The 19,569-nt window shown below is 72.5% G+C and carries 15 protein-coding genes; 5 read left to right on the forward strand and 10 right to left on the reverse strand.

Annotated elements, in window-relative coordinates:
- Window positions 1-11: 11 nt before the first annotated feature.
- A complete protein-coding gene (locus tag MMF94_RS25935) occupies window positions 12-3,365 on the reverse strand; it encodes an error-prone DNA polymerase (protein WP_241039781.1) in 3,354 nt (1,117 codons plus the stop codon).
- A gap of 61 nt (window positions 3,366-3,426) precedes the next feature.
- Between MMF94_RS25935 and MMF94_RS25940 the strand changes: the two genes are divergently transcribed.
- Window positions 3,427-4,041 carry a P-loop nucleotide/nucleoside kinase family protein gene (locus MMF94_RS25940; protein WP_241039782.1) on the forward strand — a complete coding sequence of 205 codons (615 nt, stop codon included), beginning with the start codon at window positions 3,427-3,429 and terminating at the stop codon, window positions 4,039-4,041.
- Here the strand turns inward: MMF94_RS25940 and MMF94_RS25945 are convergent.
- From MMF94_RS25945 to MMF94_RS25955, 3 genes are all read right to left on the reverse strand, one after another.
- The gene (locus tag MMF94_RS25945) at window positions 3,956-4,294 is read right to left on the reverse strand and encodes a thioredoxin family protein (protein WP_241039783.1); all 339 of its coding nucleotides are present in this window, start codon (window positions 4,292-4,294) and stop codon (window positions 3,956-3,958) included. The two genes, MMF94_RS25940 and MMF94_RS25945, sit on opposite strands and share 86 nt — an antisense overlap.
- Window positions 4,291-4,689 (reverse strand): MerR family transcriptional regulator, encoded by a 399-nt coding sequence (locus tag MMF94_RS25950; RefSeq protein ID WP_241039784.1) that lies wholly within the window; start codon window positions 4,687-4,689, stop codon window positions 4,291-4,293. Before MMF94_RS25950 ends, MMF94_RS25945 begins: the two co-directional genes overlap by 4 nt.
- A gap of 258 nt (window positions 4,690-4,947) precedes the next feature.
- A complete protein-coding gene (locus MMF94_RS25955; protein ID WP_241039785.1) occupies window positions 4,948-5,985 on the reverse strand; it encodes a LacI family DNA-binding transcriptional regulator in 1,038 nt (345 codons plus the stop codon).
- Between the two features lie 208 nt (window positions 5,986-6,193).
- Between MMF94_RS25955 and MMF94_RS25960 the strand changes: the two genes are divergently transcribed.
- The 3 genes from MMF94_RS25960 (at window position 6,194) to MMF94_RS25970 (ending at window position 9,337) form a co-directional block, all read left to right on the forward strand.
- Window positions 6,194-7,258, forward strand: a complete 1,065-nt coding sequence (locus tag MMF94_RS25960; RefSeq protein ID WP_241039786.1) for a substrate-binding domain-containing protein — start codon at window positions 6,194-6,196, stop codon at window positions 7,256-7,258.
- A 109-nt stretch (window positions 7,259-7,367) separates the two neighbouring features.
- Window positions 7,368-8,423, forward strand: a complete 1,056-nt coding sequence (locus MMF94_RS25965) for an ABC transporter permease (RefSeq protein WP_241039787.1) — start codon at window positions 7,368-7,370, stop codon at window positions 8,421-8,423.
- Between the two features lie 188 nt (window positions 8,424-8,611).
- The gene (locus MMF94_RS25970; RefSeq protein WP_241039813.1) at window positions 8,612-9,337 is read left to right on the forward strand and encodes an ATP-binding cassette domain-containing protein; all 726 of its coding nucleotides are present in this window, start codon (window positions 8,612-8,614) and stop codon (window positions 9,335-9,337) included.
- A 52-nt stretch (window positions 9,338-9,389) separates the two neighbouring features.
- On the opposite strand, the gene MMF94_RS43785 is transcribed toward MMF94_RS25970, so the two are convergent.
- Both MMF94_RS43785 and MMF94_RS25980 read right to left on the reverse strand, forming a co-directional pair.
- A complete protein-coding gene (locus MMF94_RS43785) occupies window positions 9,390-11,285 on the reverse strand; it encodes a DNA polymerase Y family protein (protein WP_379660551.1) in 1,896 nt (631 codons plus the stop codon).
- A 100-nt stretch (window positions 11,286-11,385) separates the two neighbouring features.
- Window positions 11,386-12,168, reverse strand: a complete 783-nt coding sequence (locus MMF94_RS25980) for a hypothetical protein (RefSeq protein ID WP_241039788.1) — start codon at window positions 12,166-12,168, stop codon at window positions 11,386-11,388.
- 363 nt (window positions 12,169-12,531) lie between these two features.
- On the opposite strand from MMF94_RS25980, the gene erm reads away from it, so the two are divergent.
- Window positions 12,532-13,290 (forward strand): 23S ribosomal RNA methyltransferase Erm, encoded by a 759-nt coding sequence (gene erm, locus MMF94_RS25985; protein WP_241039789.1) that lies wholly within the window; start codon window positions 12,532-12,534, stop codon window positions 13,288-13,290.
- Window positions 13,291-13,814: 524 nt separating this feature from the next.
- Here the strand turns inward: erm and purH are convergent.
- The 4 genes from purH to MMF94_RS26005 form a co-directional block, all read right to left on the reverse strand.
- Entirely contained in the window at window positions 13,815-15,386 is a 1,572-nt protein-coding gene (gene purH / locus MMF94_RS25990; protein WP_241039790.1) for a bifunctional phosphoribosylaminoimidazolecarboxamide formyltransferase/IMP cyclohydrolase, read from the reverse strand.
- Window positions 15,383-16,000 carry a phosphoribosylglycinamide formyltransferase gene (gene purN / locus MMF94_RS25995; RefSeq protein WP_241039814.1) on the reverse strand — a complete coding sequence of 206 codons (618 nt, stop codon included), beginning with the start codon at window positions 15,998-16,000 and terminating at the stop codon, window positions 15,383-15,385. Before purN ends, purH begins: the two co-directional genes overlap by 4 nt.
- A gap of 229 nt (window positions 16,001-16,229) precedes the next feature.
- Window positions 16,230-18,143 (reverse strand): cell division protein PerM, encoded by a 1,914-nt coding sequence (locus MMF94_RS26000; protein ID WP_241039791.1) that lies wholly within the window; start codon window positions 18,141-18,143, stop codon window positions 16,230-16,232.
- A 97-nt stretch (window positions 18,144-18,240) separates the two neighbouring features.
- Entirely contained in the window at window positions 18,241-19,323 is a 1,083-nt protein-coding gene (locus MMF94_RS26005) for a DUF5336 domain-containing protein (RefSeq protein WP_241039792.1), read from the reverse strand.
- Window positions 19,324-19,569: the final 246 nt, after the last annotated feature.

The raw sequence follows: 19,569 nt of genomic DNA on the forward strand, positions 1-19,569 counted from the left end.
GCGACCATCGCTCAGCGGAAGTCGCGCGACTTCACCGGCACGGTGAGCGCCAACCGCTGCAGCCGGTCGGCCACCAGGTTGAGCACGCCTTCCGGGCTGCGTTCCAGCCGGCCGCGCACCAGCAGCGCCGTGCTGCTGATCGCCACCGTGCGGTAGCGCGCCCACAACCCCTCCGAACAGGTGACGTTGAGCATCCCGCTCTCGTCCTCGAGGTTGAGGAACGTGACCCCGCGCGCGGTGGCGGGCCGCTGCCGATGGGTGACCAGCCCGGCGACCAGCACCCGCGGCGGCGTCTGCTCCGGGTCGCCTGCCACGAGGGTGCGGCCGACCGCGTCGAGCCCGTCGATCCGCACCGCGCCCAGACCGTCGAGCCGCTCCCGCAGGTGCTGCATCGGGTGGCTGTCCGGTGAGACGCCCGTGGCCCACACGTCCGCCGCCGTGAGCTCGACGCCGGTGAGGCCGGGCAGCGCGGGTGCCTCCAGCCCGACGGCGGTGCCGGGCAGCTGCTCGGGACGCACCGCAGCTACCACTCCCGCCGCCCACAGCGCCGAACGGCGGTCGACCCCGAAGCACCCGAACGCCCCCGCCGTGGCCAGGGCCTCTGCCTGCGGCACGGTGAGCCGCACGCGGCCTGCCAGGTCGGCAAGGTCGCGGTAGGGCCCGCCCCGCTCGCGTTCCGCGTCGATCTCCTCGGCCAGCTCCAGGCCGACACCCCGCACCTCGGCCGTGCCCAGCCGGATCGCCTGCCCACCGGTGCTGCGCGAATCCGCCTGGAGCACCGCCTCGGCCCGTCCGAGGTTGACGTCCGGGCCGCGCGCGAGCACGCCGTGGCGGCTCGCGTCGGCCACCAGCGACTGTGGCGAGTAGAAGCCCATGGGCTGGGAGTTGAGCAGCCCCGCGCAGAAGGCCGCCGGGTAGTAGTGCTTGAACCAGGCGCTGTAGTAGACGAGCGACGCGAAGCTGATCGAGTGGCTCTCCGGGAACCCGAAGTTGGCGAACGCCAGCATCTTGCGGAAGATCCCGTCGGCCACCTCACCGGTGATGTCGTTGGCAGCCATGCCGGCGAAGAACCGGTCGCGGAGCCTCTCCATCTTCTCCTCCGACCGCTTCGAGCCCATCGCGCGGCGCAGCTCGTCGGCGTCGGCCGCGGAGAAGCCGGCGACGTCCACGGCGATCTGCATGAGCTGCTCCTGGAACAGCGGCACGCCGAGCGTCTTCTGCAACGCGCCCTTGAGCAGGGGGTGGTCGTAGGTGACCTCGTCGATCCCGTTGCGGCGCCGGATGTAGGGGTGCACGGACCCGCCCTGGATGGGGCCGGGCCGGATCAACGCCACCTCCACCACCAGGTCGTAGAACTCCCGTGGCTTCAACCGGGGCAGCGTGGCCATCTGCGCGCGCGACTCCACCTGGAACACCCCGATCGAGTCGGCCCGCTGCAGCATCGCGTACACGGCGGGGTCGGTGGGCGACAGCTCGTGGAGCTCGATCTTCTCGCCGTGGTGCTCGGCGACCAGGTCGATCATCAGGTGCAGGGCGGTGAGCATGCCCAGCCCGAGCAGGTCGAACTTGACCAGGCCCGCGGCAGCGCAGTCGTCCTTGTCCCACTGGACGACGGTGCGGCCCTCCATCCGGGCCCACTCGACGGGCACCACCTCGGAGACGGGCCGGTCACAGATGACCATGCCGCCGGAGTGGATGCCGAGGTGGCGGGGGAAGCCCAGCAGCTCGTCGGCAAGCTCGACGACCTGGTCAGGCATTCCGGCAGGAGCCGTGGCCGTGTTGTCGTCCACCGGGCCGTGCCAGCGCTCGATCTGTTTGCTCCACGCGTCCTGCTGGCCCGGGGAAAACCCCAGCGCCTTCGCCATGTCGCGGACGGCGGAGCGCGGCCGGTAGGTGATCACGTTGGCCACCTGTGCGGCGCATCCACGGCCGTGGCGGCGGTAGACGTACTGGATCGCCTCCTCACGACGGCCGGACTCGATGTCGAGGTCGATGTCGGGATAGCCGTCGCGGGCCGGGGACAGGAAGCGTTCGAACAGCAGCCGGTGGGCCACGGCGTCGACGTTGGTGATGCCGAGCGCGAAGCAGACGGCCGAGTTGGCGGCCGACCCCCGGCCCTGGCAGAGGATGTCGGAGCGGCGGCAGAACTCGACGATGTCGTGGACGATCAGGAAGTAGCCGGGGAAGTTCTTCTGCTCGATGATCTTCAGTTCGCGTTCGACCGTCTCCACGGCCTCCGGGTACTCGGCATGGCTGCCGTAGCGGCGGGCGACCCCGCGGTAGGTCAGCTCCCGCAGCCAGCTCGCCTCCGTGTGCCCCGGCGGGACGTCGAACGGCGGCAGCTCGGGCGCCACCAGGTCGATCGAGAACGCGCACTCGGCCCCCAGCGCCGCCGCCCGCGCCACCGCACCCGGATAGCGCTCGTCGAACCGGGCCGCCATCTCCGCCCCTGAACGCAGGTGGGCGGTGCCCGCGGGAGGAAGCCAGCCGTCGGCGTCGTCGAGGCCGCGCCGGGCCCGTACCGCCGCCAGCGCCGTGGCCAGCGGGAACCGGTGCGGGGTGGCGTAGTGGGCCGCCGTGGACGCGATGACGGGCAGGCCGGCGTCGTGTGCAAGCTCGGCGAGGACGTCGTTGCGCTCGGTGTCGGTGGGCAGGGCCTGGTGCGTGAGCTCGACGACCACGTGGTCGGCCCCGAACCGCTCGACGAGGCGGCGCAGCTCCTTGCCCGCGGCGTCGCGGCCGCCGGTGCGCAGCGCCTGGCGCACCGCGCCCTTGCGGCACCCGGTGAGCACCAGCACCTGCCCCGCGGTGTCGGCCACGACCTCGTCGAAGTCGTAGACCGGGCGTCCCTTCTCCTTGCCACGCAGCTGCGCGGTGCTGATGGTGCGGCACAACGAGCGGTAGCCCTCGGGGTGGCGGGCGAGCAGCAGCAGGTGGCTGCCCTCCGGATCGGCCACACCGTTCTGCGGGGCCGTGAGCCCGAGGGAGAGCTCGGCCCCGAAGGCCGTGCCGACCCCCAGCTCGGCCGCGGCCTCGGCGAACCGGACCACCCCGTACATGCCGTCGTGGTCGGTGAGTGCGATCGCATCGAGACCCAGCCGCGCCGCCTGCTCGACCAGCTCCTCGGGATGGCTCGCGCCGTCGAGGAAGCTGAAGTTGGAGTGGCAGTGCAGCTCGGCGTACGGGACGCGGTTCTGCGGCTCCGGCAGCTCCGGCGGGGTGTAGGGCTCGCGCTTGCGCGACCACGCCGGGCTGTCGCCGCCGTCGGCCTCCGGCCCTCCGGTGAGGCTCCCACCGTCGCGGGGGCGTCCCGAGAGCCTCGCCTCCAGCTCGCGCCACGGCATGTCGGGGTTGTTGAAGCCCATGCATGAAGTCGAACATACGTTCGATGATCCATTCAACTACACGCGTGAGACAGTCGCAACTGTGATCGTCTGGGTGAATGGCGCGTTCGGCAGCGGGAAGACCACATTGACCGGCGAGCTGCACCGTCGATGGCCCGAGGCACTGGTATTCGACCCCGAGCAGATCGGCTACCTGCTACGGGAGATCGTGAAGGTGCCCACTGGCAACTTCCAGGACCTGCGGTTGTGGCGGCGACAGGTCGCCGCCATGGCCGTGGGACTCGTCGAGGAGTACCGCCGCCCGCTGCTCGTGCCGATGACGCTGGTGGAAGCCGCGTACCTCGACGAGATCGTCGCCACCGTCCGGGGGGCCGGAATCGTGCTCAGGCACTTCTACCTGGACGTCCCGCCGGACGTGCTGACCCGCCGGCTCGACGGGCGCGCGATGACGCCCGACGACCCCGAGCGCGACGCAGGCGTCCGAGCCTGGTGTACAGCCCAGAACGAGCGGTGCGCGGCGACGACGGGCAACCTGCCTGCCGGCACGGTGGTCCTCGACGGACGGCAGACCGTGCCCGAACTCGCGACCGCCGTGCTGGATCACCTGGCCGTCAGGCGATCGACGCTCGGACCGGCAGGTGCTCCTCGATCGCACGCATCAGCGCGGCTTTCGGCCGCGCACCCACCACCTGCGTGACGACCCAGCCACCGACGTAGAGGTTGAGCGTCGGCATCCCGAGCACGCCGGCGTCACGGGCGGTCAGGGGGTTGGCGTCGACGTCGAGCTGCGCAACCACCAACCGCCCGTCCTGCTCGACGGAGATCTGGTGCAGCACCGGCTCGATCATCCGGCACGGCGGGCACCAGTCCGCCGTGAAGTCGAGCAGCACGGGCAGCGCGGCGCGTAGCACCAGCTCGTCGAACGTGGCGTCGGTGACGGGGACGATCATCGAAACTCCTCGGGGTCTGAGGCGATGGATGTGATGGAGCAGCGCGGGGTCGGCGGGTCACCGAGCCGATCGGCGAGCTCGTCCCGGACGGTCTGCAGCCGCGCGAGCCACTCGTCCACCTCGGCGAGCTTGCGCCGCTGCACGGCTCGGGAGTCCGGGCAGCTCGCGCCCGTGGCGTTCCCGGCTCGCAGACACTCGACGAACGGGCGGGTCTCCTCGAGCGCGAACCCGAGATCCACCAACGACCGGATCTCGGCCACGACCTGCAGGTCGCCCTCGTCGTAGTCGCGGTAGCCGTTGGCACGACGTCGGGCGGCCAGCAGGCCCAGCTCCTCGTAGTGGCGCAGCGCCCGCGGGCTGACCCCGGCGCGGCGGCCCAGCTCACCGATCCGCATGTCAGCGACGCTAAACCTTGCCGCCGACGGCAACGCCAGTCCGATCGGCAGCTGGTGTCGCGGAAACGGGGTTTCTTTCCCGGATCCGGTGTCCAGGTGCAGTGTCCCTGCGGGACACCGCCGCACCCGGGCAATCGCAAGGCGGAGGAGGCGCCGATACCGCTGTCGTATCGGCGCCGACGACAACGCCGCGAGGCGCCGCCTGGGCTGCGCTGTCGTCGGAGGCGGGTAAGACGACCTCGTTTCCTCGACACCGGGTCAGGACGGCGGGATCTCGCCCGAGCCGCGCCGGATCAGAGTGGTGGGGACGAGGCGGCACCGCGGCGGCACCGTGTCGCCGTCGATGCGGGCGAAGAGCAAGCCGGCCGCGGTCCGTCCGATCGCCGCGGGGTCCTGCGCGACCACGGTGACGGCGGGGCTCAGCAGGTCGGCCAGGAGGAAGTCGTCGAACCCGACCAGCGCGACGGCGTGTTCGAGTCCCATCCTCCGCAGAGCGCGCACAGCGCCGACCGTCACCAGGTTCTGCGCGGTGAACAACGCCGTGGGTGGGTCGGGGTGACCGAGGAGGGCGGTCACGACGCCGTCGGCCGTGGCGGTGTCCCGCACGTCCTGCACGACGAGTGCCGGATCCAGCGGCAGCCCGCAGCCGCGCAGGGCCTCCAGGTACCCCGCGTGGCGCTGACGGGCGGTGGCGACGGTGCGCCGGTCGCCGATGAACGCAATGCGCCGGTGGCCGGCCGCGGCGAGGTGGCGCACGCCCTCGGCTGCGCCGATCTCGTTGGTGGCTACCACCGAGTCGACCGGCAGGTTGCTCGCCTCGCGGTCGAGGCAGACGATCGCCGTGCCCGCCCGCAGCTCAGCGGCGAGGTGCGACTGGTCGCCCCCGGCCGGGACGAGCAGCAGCCCGTCGACGCCGCGGGCGCCGAACGCCTTCGCGAGCGCGCGCTCGCGGGCAGGGTCCTCGTCGAGGCTCGCGGAGTAGACGACCACGCCGCGCTGGTCCGCCTCGTTCTCCACGGCTCGTTGCACAGCGGCGGAGAACGGGTTGGCGACGTCCTCCAGCAGCAACCCGATCGATGCCGTCCTGCGATCCGACCGGCGCAGGATGCGGGCTCCCACGTTCGGGCGGAAGTCGAGCTCCTCGATCGCCTTCCGGACGCGCCGTTCGAGCAGGGGCGACACGCCGCCCTCGTCGTTGACGACACGGGAGACGGTCTTGAAGCTCACCTGTGCCCGGGCCGCGACGTCGCGCATCGTGGGCCGGCGCCCACCGATCGGCGACTCGCGGAGACTCATGGTTGTCCTCTCGACCAGCTCCGGCGACATGGTCCGGCCGGATGGTCGGGCTCCACGTCAACGTTGTCAAGAATCCTCTGCCGTTGCTCATTCGTTATCGAAGGTGTTCGCCCAGGCCTTGTAAAACCCGTGTGAGCCGGACCAGAGTGTTTGACAACGTTGTCTACGTATGCAACCAGATGTCAATGATGACGAGAGGTCGCAGCACATGAGCCACGCATGGACAGCAGGACGGAGGGCCACCGTTCTGGCCACCGGGATGGCCGCGGCGCTCGCGCTCGCCGCCTGCGGTGGCGGTGACGGCGGCGCAGCCGGCGGGGGAAGCCAGCCGGTCATCGGACTGATCACCAAGACCGACACCAACCCGTTCTTCGTGAAGATGAAGGAGGGTGCGCAGGCCGCGGCCGCCACCCAGGGCGTGCAGCTGCAGACCTTCGCCGGCAAGCAGGACGGCGACAACGAGTCTCAGGTGCAGGCCATCGAGAACCTGATCTCGGCCGGAGCCGCCGGCTTCCTCATCACCGCGAACGACTCCAAGGGCATCGTGCCCACGCTCGACCGGGCCAGGCAGGCCGGCATGCTCGTGATCGCCCTCGACACCCCGATCGACCCGGCCGACGCCGCCGACGCCACGTTCGCCACCGACAACTACCAGGCAGGGCTCCTCATCGGGCAGTGGGCGAAGGCGAAGTTCGAGTCCGAGGGCAAGCAGGCCAGGATCGCGATGCTCGACCTCAGCCCCAACGGGGTGTCCGTCGACGTCCAGCGCGACCAGGGCTTCCTCGAAGGCTTCGGCGTGGATGTCGGTGACAAGACCCGGATCGGCGACGAGTCCGACCCGCGCATCGTCGGGCACGACGTCACCGACGGCGCCGAGGAGGGCGGGCGCACCGCGATGGAGAACCTGCTCCAGAAGGACCCCTCGATCAACCTCGTCCACACGATCAACGAGCCGGCAGCCGCGGGCGCGTACGAGGCGCTGAAGGCGGCCGGCAGGCAGAACGACGTCACGATCGTCTCCGTCGACGGTGGCTGCCCGGGCGTCGAGGCCGTGAAGTCCGGCGCGATCGGCGCCACGTCGCAGCAGTACCCGCTGAAGATGGCCTCCCTGGGCATCGAGGCGATCGCGAAGTTCGCCAAGGACGGCACCAAGCCGGAGACCACGGCGGGCAAGAGCTTCTACGACACGGGCGTCGAGCTGATCACCGACCAGCCGCAGCCGAACGTCCCGTCCAAGGACACCGCCTTCGGCGCCGCCAACTGCTGGGGCTGAGACGTCGCTCGGCCTGGCCCATCGCCCGGACGCGGGTCAGGCTGGAGTGCGGTAGGCCCACACGACCGCCTCCAGCCACCCGCCCCGTCGCACAAAGGAGTGCTTCTGCATGGCGAACGACGCGTCCCCCGGCGGCGGAACCGCCACGGTGCCGGACACCGGGGCCACGGGCTTCGAGGAGCGCCGCACGGAGTCACCGCTCCAGCGCATCCAGCACGTCCTGCACGCCAACCCGATCCTCGGCCCGCTCGCGGTACTGGTGCTGGCGATCATCGTGTTCTCGATCGTCAGCGGCCGGTTCCTCTCGGCGGCGAACCTCGGGCTCGTGCTCGCCCAGGTCACCGTCATCGCGGTGCTGGCACTGGGGCAGACCCTGATCATCCTCACCGCGGGCATCGACCTCTCGGCAGGCGCGATCGCAGTGTTCTCCTCGATCCTGATGGCGAACATCGCCACCGACCTCGGCGTTCCCGGGGCGCTCGCGCTGATCATCGGCCTCGTGCTCGGCACCGCGATGGGGGCGATCAACGGCCTGCTCGTCACGCGGCTGAAGCTGCCGCCGTTCATCGTCACGCTCGGCACGTTGAGCATCTTCTTCTCGCTCAACTCGGTGGTGTCGCAGAGCGAGACCGTGCGTGGCACGGACATGCCGTCGATCATGACCTGGACGGGCAACACGTTCGGCATCGGCGGCTTCCGCATCACCTACGGCTCGATCATCATGCTGCTGCTCTTCGCGGTGTTCTGGTACGCGCTCGCCAACACCGCGTGGGGCCGGCACGTCTATGCCACCGGTGACGACATCGAGGCTGCCCGCCTGGCCGGCATCCGCACCGGTCACGTGCTGTTCTCGGTGTACACGGTGGCCGGGCTGCTCTACGCGATCGGCGCCTGGATCCTCATGGGGCGCCTCGCCTCGGCAAGCCCCAACGTCGGGGTGGAGTACAACCTCGACTCCATCACCGCCGTGGTGCTCGGCGGCACGAGCCTGTTCGGCGGGCGCGGGCTGGTGCTCGGCACGTTGGTCGGTGCGCTCATCGTCGGCGTCTTCCGCAACGGGCTGCAGCTCGGTGGTGTGGACGTCGTGTGGCAGGGGTGCGCGATCGGTCTCCTCGTGCTCGTCGCGGTCTCCATCGACCAGTGGATCCGGAAGGTGAAGGCATGAGCGAGCTTGCGAGCGAATCATCAGCGCAGAGCGAGCGTGCGAGCGAATCATCAGCGCAGAGCGCGCGTGCGAGCGAATCATCAGCGCAGAGCGAGCTTGCCGGCGGATCACCCGCGGACACGCACTCGGGGAAGGCAGCACCACGCCTGCCGGTTTTGCAGGCGAAAGGCCTGGTCAAGCGGTACGGGATGGTCACGGCCATCGCCAGCGGCGACCTCGAGCTGTACGCCGGGGAGATCCTCGCGGTGATCGGCGACAACGGCGCAGGCAAGACCAGCCTCATCAAGGCGCTGTGCGGGGCGATCATCCCCGACAGCGGCGAGATCTTCCTCGACGGCAATCAGGTGCACTTCAAGACCCCGATGGACGCCCGGCGGGCAGGCATCGAGACCGTGTACCAGTCGCTGGCCGTCTCGCCCGGGCTCGACATCGCCGACAACCTTTTCCTCGGCCGCGAGGTGCGCAAGCCCGGCATCCTCGGCTCGGTGTTCCGCATGCTGGACCGCAAGAAGATGCGGGAAGAGGCCAAGCGGCACATGAGCGAGCTGGGGATCGCCACGCTGCAGAACATCGGGCAGGCCGTGGAAAGCCTGTCCGGCGGGCAGCGGCAGGGTGTGGCCGTGGCCCGCTCGGCGGCGTTCGGGAGCAAGGTCATGATCCTGGACGAGCCGACTGCGGCCCTCGGGGTCAGGGAGAGCAACCGCGTGCTGCAGCTCATCCGCGACGTGCGTGACCGCGGCCTGCCGGTGATCCTGATCAGCCACAACATGCCGCACGTGTTCGAGATCGCCGACCGGATCCACATCCAACGGCTCGGCAGGCGCGCCACGGTGATCACCCCGCAGTCGCACACGATGTCGGAGGCGGTGGCGTTCATGACGGGGGCCGCGGAGCCGCCGGCACCGGTGGCCTGATGGCCCGTGCGCGGATACGAGCTCCCGCACTCGTATCCGCGCACGCCACGGGTCAGTCGTAGATGCCCGTGACCCACCACCCCCCTTCACGGGCGAGCAGCAGCAGCGCGACGCCGCCGTCCACGGCGATCTGCATCCTGCTGCCCTCCACTGCATCGGCCACCCACCACCGCTGGCGCAACGGCCAGGGGCCCGCCCATCCCTGCACCACCTGCGGGGTCCCGTCGTCCACCACCAGGCGGTGCGGCGGCGCTGACAACATGTCCGGCGCGGTGAGCCGCACCGGCCTCCCCGTGGCGTCGACCAGCGCCGCGGGGAGAGGCTGCGGGGGCACGGTTGCCGGCGACGGGGCGGGCAACCGCCCCGGCCAGGACGGCGGTGGGTCGGGTACCGCGGGACGGCCGGTGCTGCGCCGCGGGGCGGGGACCCGGCGCCGCCGGTTGGTGGTGCGCCCCTTCCCTTCCTCGGCGGCCACGTCAGCAGCGGAGACCCGCCCGGTGAGCCGCACCATGTCCTCCGGCCATCCCGCCGGTGCCGCGGAACGCCAGGATTCGGCGACGGCGCCGAGCTCCTGCGTCGGATCCGTGGGCATGACGTCCGCACCGGCGGCAGGCGGTACTCCGCGCGCCTGTGCCGCATCCACCTGCGGGGGCGGCTCGGCGGGGATCGAGCCCGGCCTGGCCGCCCCTCGTGCCGGGCCCGTCCCCCGCACACCCACCTGGGACGCCGAGCCTGCGCCTCCGACCTCGCCGGTGGCCAGGGGCGGCGACGGCATCGGCCCGGAGTCGAGCCGTCGATCGTCGCCCCAGGGCACCAGCCGCACCTGCTCCGCAGGATCTCGCCCACCCACCAGCACCGCGGTGAACACCGACTCGGGCCCCAGGAGCGCCTGTACCCGCACCAGCGCCCGCCCGGCCCGTTCGTCGGTCTCCCCGACGTCGCCCCACAGCCCGAGCTGAAGCGCCCCGGCTGTGACCGTCTCCTCCGGCACCAGCCACAGCCGGCACACCGCGCCCGGCCCGTCGGCGCTCGTGGTGCGTGAGCGGGTGAGCCAGGCGTCGAGCTGCCAGCGCACCCGGTCGACGGTGCCGGACGGAGTGAGCGGCTCGGCGCAGCGCCAGATCCGGTGCAGCTCCTCCCCCGACACGGTGCGGGCAGCGACGCCCAGCCGTGTGCAGGAGAGCCCGTGGCCTGCCAGAGCGCGGTGCAGCCGCTCGGCCAGACCGCGGGCGGCGAAAGCAGCGGCGTCGACGCGATCGACGGGTGGGTCCAGCTCGATCTCCACCGCGAGCTCCTCCGGCGGCGTGCGCCGCACCGGCGGACGGGGATCGAGCCCGCGGGCGAGCCGGTGGCAGAGCACGGCGTCGGCGCCGAACCGGGAAGCGACGTCCTCGGCGGCGAGCTCCGCGAGCGCCCCCAGGCTGCGCAGCCCGAGCCGGCGCAGCAGCCCGACCAGTTCGGAACGGTCGACGTCGGGCTCACGATCAAGCTCCTCGACGCCGAGCGGGGCGAGGAACGCCGGGGTGTCGCCGGGCGCGACAGCCAAGCCACGCCGCGCCGCGAGCACCGCGGCGAACAGCCCGTCGGCCACGCCCACCTGGCACTCCACACCGGTGCGTGCAGCAACCTGGTCGACCAGCTTCTCCGCGGCCGCCTGCTCGCCCCCGAACCACCCGACCGGACCCTGCGCCGCCAGTGCCACCAGCCCCGGCCGCACGACCTCCACCCCCGGTGCGAGCTCCTCGGCCGCGGCCACGACCGGTTCGAAGGCCCTGGCGTCACGGTCGGGGTCGCGCTCCAGCACGACCAGCTCCGGGCACCGGGCCTGTGCCTCCCGCCGTCGCAGGCCACGACGCACCCCGTGGGCGCGGGCGACCGCCGAGCAGGCCAGCACCCGGTTGGCCACGACCACAGCCGCCGGCCGGTGCGGAGGGACGTGGGCAGCCATGGCCGCGGCCGTGACCGGCCAGTCGGGCGACCACAGCGCGAGCACCCGCACGACGGACGCACTCACGACGGGCACCCGCCGCAGCGAGGTAGCGGGCCGGTCATCCCGCCGCCCGCTCGTCCTCGACGGTGGCGACCGCGGCCGGCCGCGCAACCTTCTGCGCGACGTCCGCCACCGCACTCCCCGGCGCCGGCAGCAGCAGCGTCCCCGGACGTGTGCCCGGCGGGACGGCCCGCCCCCGAAGCTGCACCTCGACCCGACGGGAACGCAGCCTGCCCGCGCCGGCATCCAGCCCCCGCCACTGCACGTCGTTGCAGCTCAGCTCCACGTCGGCGCCCGACCAGGAACCGAGCGCCATCAGCACCGTGCCCCGCTGCCGGGCCCTGGCCGCCAGCCGTTGCCGGTCGGCGGCGCGCACACCGGCGCGGGCCGCGCCCGAGACCGCGACGACGTCCATCCCGTCCAGCAGCGCGATCGTGACCGCCAGCAGATCGGCGCCCGGCTCCGGTACCAGCGCCAGCCGCTCCAGTTGCACTCCCGCCTCGGCGGCGGCCAGGAGCCCGAGCCCCGGCCTGCCGACCACCCCCACCCACGCCCCGCCCGCGGAAGCCTCGGTGAGCAGCGCGAACAGCAGCGACGTGGCACCGGGAACGGCGGGGAGCGCGACCGTGGACCCTCGCCGCAGCCCCCCGGCGGGCAGGAGCCGGGCCAGCGGCTCGGCCACCGGCAGCACCCCACCGTCCGACTCGGTGGCAGGGGCAGGCCGAACACTCCCCGAACGCCCCTCCAGGCGACGCAACAGACCCCGGGCGAGCTCCAACCGGCTCCCGTGATCGGGCCGGGGAGCCCGCGCCGTCGTGACGGTGGCCGCAGCATCAGGCACACATGCCTCCCCAGGGGTCACGCCGCGGGGAAGTCGGCGATCATCATCGAACGTACGTTCGAAGCTTAGTCGTTGCCGCTGGTCACGCTCAACCCCAGCCCGCACAGCTCACCCGTTGGGTCGACGCACCCGCGAGTCGCCCGCTCCCGTCTGCGGCTGCCCGAGCCACCCCGGCCGGGATCGTCGGCCGGAAAACAGCTGGCGCCCGCCGATAACGTCGTCTGCGTGGGTTACGGCTGCATAAGGCTGCGCCGCGTCTCTCGGACGCCGCGCCGCTGACTCTCACCCCGCCAACAACCGGGGCTGTTCCGCGCGCCGTCCGATCCGGATCCCTTCCCGATCGACGCGAAGCGCAGGTCTCCCATGCCCTCGTCCACCCATCCCCGTTCCTTCGGCGGCCGTCATGAGCTCGGCCAGAACTTCCTCGCCGACCGGCGAGTGGCCGCCCGCATCGCCGACCTGGTTCCGCTGGGCGCGACTCTCGAGCTCGGCCCGGGCGACGGAGCCCTCACTCGGCATCTGGCCGCCCGTCCCGGTCTCGTCACCGCCGTCGAGCTGGACCCTGTACGTGTTGCCGCCCTCCGCCGTTCTCTCGGTCACCGCGTCCACGTCGTCCACGACGACATGCTGCGGTTCCGCTTCGACGGCGAGCACCACGTCGTGTCCAACGTGCCCTTCGGCATCACCACCCCCCTGCTGCGCCACCTCCTCGCGCAACAGGACTGGATCACCGCCGTACTGCTGCTTCAGTGGGAGGTCGCACGCAAGCGCGCCGCGGTGGGCGGCACGACGCTGCTCACCGCGAGCTGGTGGCCGTGGTACGAGTTCGGGCTCGCCGGACGAGTGCCGGCCGCCGCGTTCCGGCCACGCCCCGGAGTGGACGGCGGCATCCTCGTCGTCACGCGCCGGGACCGCGAGCTGGTCGCCCGGGCGGACCGCGCTCGCTACCAGCAGTTGGTCCGGACGACGTTCAGCGGCGACCGACTGATCACGACCCTGCGGCGGGCACACCCGGCGATCCGCACCTGGCTTGCGAGGCAAGGGCTGGCCACCTCGACACGACCACGCGACCTCACCGCGCAACACTGGGCGTCCCTCTTCGGGAGCATGCCACGCCCCTGACCTCAGGCCGGTGCTGCGGAGGCCGAGCCAACCGAATCCGCCTCGGCCTCCGCAGCACCGAGGTCACGCTGGGCACAGGCAACGGCTCCGAGATCCGGTTTTTCGCCCCTGAGAGGGCGTAAAACCTCATCTCACGGCGGTCTTGGCGCGATGATCGTTCCGAGATCGGGCTCTCCGCCCCCGCGAGGGCGAATCAGCAGATCTCGCGGCGATCACCGCCACCGAACCCAGCCCCCAGGCCACCCGGCGCATGATCGTTCCCAGATCCGGGTTTCCGCCCTCGCCAGGGCGCGTAACCAAATCTCGCGGTGATCTCGGGGCGATGATCGTTCCGAGATCGGGATTTCCGCCCCCGAGAGGGCGCACAACCTCATCTCACGGCGATCTTGGCGCGGGTGAATCCCCTCCCGGTCACCCGCCCGCAGCACGAAGAGGGTCGTCGGTTCCTGCTCACGGATCGCTGAGCCTCGCGGCCGCAAACCGGGCGGGCCGCCCGCCTCGCCTGATGAGCCGGCCGCGGGGCGTCAGTGGGCGAAGTGGCGCGTGCCCGTCAGGTAGAGGGCGATGCCGGCCTTGGCCGCCGCCTCCGTCGACAGGTTGTCGCGCACCGAGCCACCCGGCTGGACGACCGCTCGCACGCCCGCATCGAGCAGCACCTCGAGCCCGTCGGGGAACGGGAAGTAGGCGTCGGACGCGGCCACCGAGCCGCGCGCCCGATCGCCCGCCCGAGCCACCGCCAGCCGGGCCGCGTCCACCCGGTTGACCTGCCCCATCCCGACCCCGACGGCCGCGCCCCCCGAAGCGAGCAGGATGGCGTTCGACTTCACGGAGCGGCAGGCGCGCCAGGCGAACGCGAGGTCGGCCAGCACGTCGTCGGGCACCGGGTCGCCGGTGGCGAGGGTCCAGGTGGAGGGATCGTCGCCCGGCGCGTCGAGGATGTCGCGCTGCTGCAGCAGCAGCCCGCCGGAGATCGGGCGCATCTCGGCACCCGCCCGGTCCGGCGCGACGGGCAGCCGCAGCACGCGGATGTTCTTCTTGCCGGTGAGCACCTCGAGCGCTCCGTCGGCGTACGACGGCGCCAGGATGACCTCGGTGAACACCTCGGCCACCTGCTCCGCCATCTCCACGCTCACCTCGCGGTTCACCGCGATCACGCCGCCGTAGGCGCTGACGGGGTCGGTGGCGTGGGCCTTGCGGTGGGCGTCGGCGATGTCGGTGCCGACGGCGATGCCACACGGGTTGGCGTGCTTGATGATCGCGACGCAGGGCTGGTCGTGGTCGTGGGCTGCCCGCCACGCGGCGTCGGCGTCGGCGTAGTTGTTGTAGGACATCTCCTTGCCGTGCAGCTGCTCAGCAGCGGCGAGACCGGGCTGTCCCAAGACGTACAGCGCGGCACTCTGGTGCGGGTTCTCGCCGTAGCGAAGCGTGGCGGAGCGCTCCCAGGACGCCCCCACCCAGGACGGGAACACGCCGGCCTCGGGGTCGGGTGCGAGGACGTTGCCCATCCAGGACGCCACAGCGATGTCGTAGGTGGCGGTGTGCCGGAACGCCGCCACGGCGAGCAGCCGCCGCTCGGCGAGCTCGAAGCCGCCGTTCTTCACCTGCTCGAGCACCCAGTCGTAGCGGGCGGGCTCGACGACGACGGCCACGCTGTCGTGGTTCTTCGCTGCGGCCCGGACCATCGCCGGCCCACCGATGTCGATCTGCTCCACGCATTCGGCCGGCGTGGCGCCCGACGCGACCGTCGCCGTGAACGGGTAGAGGTTCGACACCAGCAGGTCGAACGGAGCGATGTCGAGTTCTCGGAGCTGCTCGACGTGCTCCGGGCGCCGCGTGTCGGCGAGCAGCCCGGCGTGCACCCGGGGGTGCAGGGTCTTGACCCGGCCGTCGAGGCACTCGGGGAAGCCGGTGAGCTCCTCGACCGGTGTGACGGGCACGCCGGCGTCGGCGATGCGCTGCGCGGTGGAGCCGGTGGACACGATCTCGACACCGAGCGAGTGGAGGCCGGTGGCCAGGTCCGCCACGCCCGTCTTGTCATAGACGCTGATCAGCGCCCGTCGTACGGGACGACGAGCAGGAGTCTCGGCGGAGCTCACGGAATGGTCACCTCTCGTCCGGTCACGGTGGCTCCCTGCCGGGCCAGCGCGGCGACGGTGCTCACGAGCAACCGCCGTTCCTCGATCTTGATTCGTTCGTGCAGCGAGTCGACGCTGTCCCCAGGTTCGACGGGAACCGCGGCCTGCGCCAGCACCGGTCCCGTGTCGACCCTGTCGTCCACGATGTGCAGGGTGGCCCCGGTGACCTTGACGCCGTACGCCAGCGCGTCGGCCACGCCGCGGGTGCCGGGGAAAGCGGGGAGCAGCGCGGGGTGGGTGTTGATCATCGGGCTGGCGATGCTGCCGAGAAAATCCGGACCGAGGATCTTCATGAATCCGGCGCTGACCACGAGGTCGGGACGGTGCTCGGCCACGGCCTTGGCCATCGCGGAGTCCCACGCGCCACGGTCGGCGTGGTCGGCCAAGCGCACCGTGAACGTGGGTACACCGGCACGCTCGGCGCGGGCCAGCCCCTCGATACCGCCACGGTCTGCCCCGACGGCGACCACACGGGCCGGGTAGGTGCTGTCGGCCGCGGCGTCGAGGAGCGCCTGCAACAGCGTGCCGGAGCCGGAGACCAGGACGACCACACGGGCCGGAACGGGGAGCTCCACCCGGTAGGTACCGCTCGGCGATGCGGGCAAGCGCTGACTCCTCGGCAGGACGGTGATCGGGTGACAACCTCCAGGGTAGGCCGCGGCGCAGGTCACACCGCCTCCGGAGGGCACCACGGGGTGCAGATCGCGCCCCACCGTCTCCGTGCGCCGCCCGGCCGCACGTCGAGCAACGCGCGGCACCGAAGCCGGACCCTACGGATCCGGAAGCGGGACGACGGGAACGAGCTCAGCCCTCGTCAGGCGGATCGTCGGAGCCTCGGTTCTTGTCCTCCGCCGCCGCACGCCGGGCCGCCTCCCGCTCGCGCTGAGCAACAAGCTCCCCGACCGTGCGCGGGCCGCGCGGACCGGGAGCAGGCTGCTGCGAGGTGTCGCCGGAGGCAGGCGCACGATCCGGGGCGTCGGTCTGCTGCCCCTTGCTCCACCAGCGCTTCTTCTCGGGCCCGTCGGCGGCGCCGGCATCGCGCCGGTCGGGAATCTCGCGGCCCCGCCTGCGCTCCGGGCGCTTCGCGGTGCGCGCCGGTGGTACCCGGCGCGGGCCTACCCGCTGGGGCAGGGCTCGTTGCGGCGCAGGCTCCTCGTCGTCCCGGGCGTCTCCGCGCCGTTGCGGGGAACCCTCGTCCCGTTCGGTGTCGCCGCTGTCGGCTTCCTCACCGTCGGATGCAGCCACCTCGCTCACAGCGTCCCCGTCCGAAGAGTCCTCGTCCTCCGGGTCGTCGTCATGGGCGCCCTCCTCGCCGGCGGCGGCCTCGTCCTTCCCGGCCGGCTCGTCCTCGGCGGTCTCGGTCTCCGTCCGGGCCGGTTCCTCGTCCTTCGCGGCGACGTCCTGGGCATCCGTGGCTTCGGACTCGACCGGTGCGCGCCCGTGCTGCCCGGGCTTCGGTCGCGCAGACGCCGCACGCGCCCGTCCCCGCCCGGCGTCCTTGGCTTGCGCTTCTTCCGTCTCTTCAGGCTCGTCCCGGCGGCTTCGGATCAGCGCCACGACCACCATCGGCAGCCCGACCCAGAGCAGGACAGCGGGCACCACCAGCTCACCGGAGAGCCGCACCGGGTCGAACGGCCCCGCACCCAGCCTCCCCCCGGCCAGCCACGCCAGCAGCCCGGCGACGAGCGCGGTGGCGACGGCCGTCGCACCGACGGCGCGCAACCGGTCGGCGGCACCGGCCGTGGTGACGCACGCGCGTCCGGCCAGCACCCCCACGGCGACGGGCAGGACGAACGCCGCGGCGGCCCACACGGGTGGCGCGGACGTCGGGAGGGCCGCCAGCAGCGGGAAGTTCGACCGCTCTCCCGGGTACGCGGCGAGCGGGGTGCTCACGCCCGTGCCGACCGCGATCCCGGGGCCCAGCACCCAGCTGATCCCGGCGACGACGGCGTTGGGCAGGTACGCGAGCGCGAGCAGCGTGAGGCCTATGCCGGCGCCGAATCCTGGGGCGAGCGTCTCGTACGCGGCGGCGATGTGGCCCGCGCCCAGCACCAGACCCGCGAAGAGGGCCACGGAGCCCGCGAGCACCAGCCCGGTGAGCGCGACCGCGGTGCCACGCAGCGCGGGCCAGAACCAGCTGGGAAGGCGCGCGACCCATTCCGCGGGCACCCCGCAGGCCCGCACCACCCCGACGGCCGCGGCCGCGGCTGCGACGAGACCGCCGCCGACCATCGCGGACCACGGCGTCACGGCGACCTCGGCGGCACGCGGGAGCAACGCGCTGCCCAGCACGGCGACCGAGGCATGTGCCCCGGCGATGCTGGCGAGCACCGCTCCGGCGTCCGAACGGAAACGGCACCCGAGCCGCCGCGCCGCCCACTTCGCCCCGAGAGCGATGACCACGGCGACCACGGCCGTCGGCAGCAGGGGCAGCACGCTGAGCGGCTGGCCGCCCAGCACGAGCGGGATCTGGTGCGCGGCCAGCCACAGCGGGATCGCCGCGGCGAACGCCCCGTCGAGTGTCAGGCTGCCGTCGCCCGTCGCGATGACGAAGGCCCCAGCCGGCACGAGTAGGGCGTAACTGAAGATGACCGTGCCCATGGCGCCGGCCAGCAGCAGGCGCAGGCGGTCCAGGCCCGCGACGCCCCCGGAATCCGGAAGGTCGTTCGGACCGTCCGGATCGGGGTCGGTTCCAGGGCCGGCAAGTGTGCGGGTCACCGCACCAGGGTCTCAGCGGCGTGCCGCCCGAACGGACAGGCACGCCGGGAGCGCTCGGCCCGATCCACTGTCGGTGGACCGGCCGCAGCGCCGACCGTCAGTTGGGCGGACGTTCGCCGGGCTGGATGAAACGGGTCTGCTCGACGGGCCCGTCATCCGGGTCGGACGTGTCACCGCGCTGCTCGTGACGTCCCTCCGCCGACGGCTCCTTCCACGGCTGCGCAGCGGACTCGCTATGCGGGTACGCCGAGGTGACGTCGGAGGCGCCGGGGGCGGCGGCCGGAGTGCCGGGCGACGACGGGGTGTCGGCCCCGGCATCAGGGGCGCCACCGCCGCCGTACCAGCTGGGACCGCCTCCGGGCCGGGCACCGGGCTCGGGCTGGCCTGGCGCCTGCTGGCCCCAGCCACCCTGGGCGGGAGGCTGCTGGCCCTGGCCGTAGCCGGGCTGGCCGGCGTAGCCCTGCTGGCCGTACCCGGGCTGCTGGGCACCGTAGGGCGCCTGCTGCCCGTAGCCGGGCTGCTGGCCGCCGTAGCCGCCGTGCTGGCCGTAGCCGCCCTGGGCGGCCCCGTACTGCCCGTACTGACCCTGCTGGCCGTACCCCTGCGGGTACTGGCCGCCGTAGCCCTGCGGCTGTTGCTGTTGCGGGTAGCTCGGCGCCTGGCGCGGCCGGGGCGCCGGAGCCTTGACGAGGTCGGCGTCGAGCAGCACCGCGCCGACGACGGCCGCGGTCTCCAGGATCGCGAGCACCAGCACGACCACCGCGGTGGTGGACGAGGCGCCGGTCGCTACGAGTTGCAGGACCAGCAGGGTGCCGGTGGCCACCGCGACAGCGGCGGGCACGAGCACGCGTCCGACCTTCGGCAGCAAGGCCGCGCCGGCCAGCAGACCGCCGCCCACCAGCAATGGCGCGATGACCGATGCGGCGAAACCCACCTCGTCGAAGAAGCCGAGCAGGTAGATCACCACACCCAGACCCGCCGCGACGAGCGCGAGCAGCCGCGCCGGGCCGGGCGCGAGCTGAGGCTCGGCTGCGGGGGCCGTCCGGCCGGCCGTCTCCGCGGCCGACGTCGCCGACGACGACTCGGCCGACGTCGACCCTGTAGCCGTTGCCGGGGGCGACCCCGCAGGCGACGAGACGCCGTGGGCGGGTGTCCCGGGTGTCCCGGGCTGCTGACTCATGAAACGAACTCCCTCGGTGCGGACCCGCGGTCCGTCGCAGGTGATGGCTCGAAACGCTAGCTCATGTCGGCGACGAAGGCGGGATGGGAAGTTCGCCCAGGTCCGCCGCCGGGGAGCTGCGTTCCGCGACCGGAACGCATGCTCCCCGGATCTGTTCCTAGCGCGCGGCGATGAGCTCCCGCATGAGCGCGGCGGTCTCGCTGGGGGTCTTGCCGACCTTGACGCCCGCGGCCTCCAGGGCCTCCT

Origin of the sequence: Pseudonocardia alaniniphila (assembly GCF_022524485.1) — a bacterium.
Taxonomy (GTDB): domain Bacteria; phylum Actinomycetota; class Actinomycetes; order Mycobacteriales; family Pseudonocardiaceae; genus Pseudonocardia; species Pseudonocardia alaniniphila.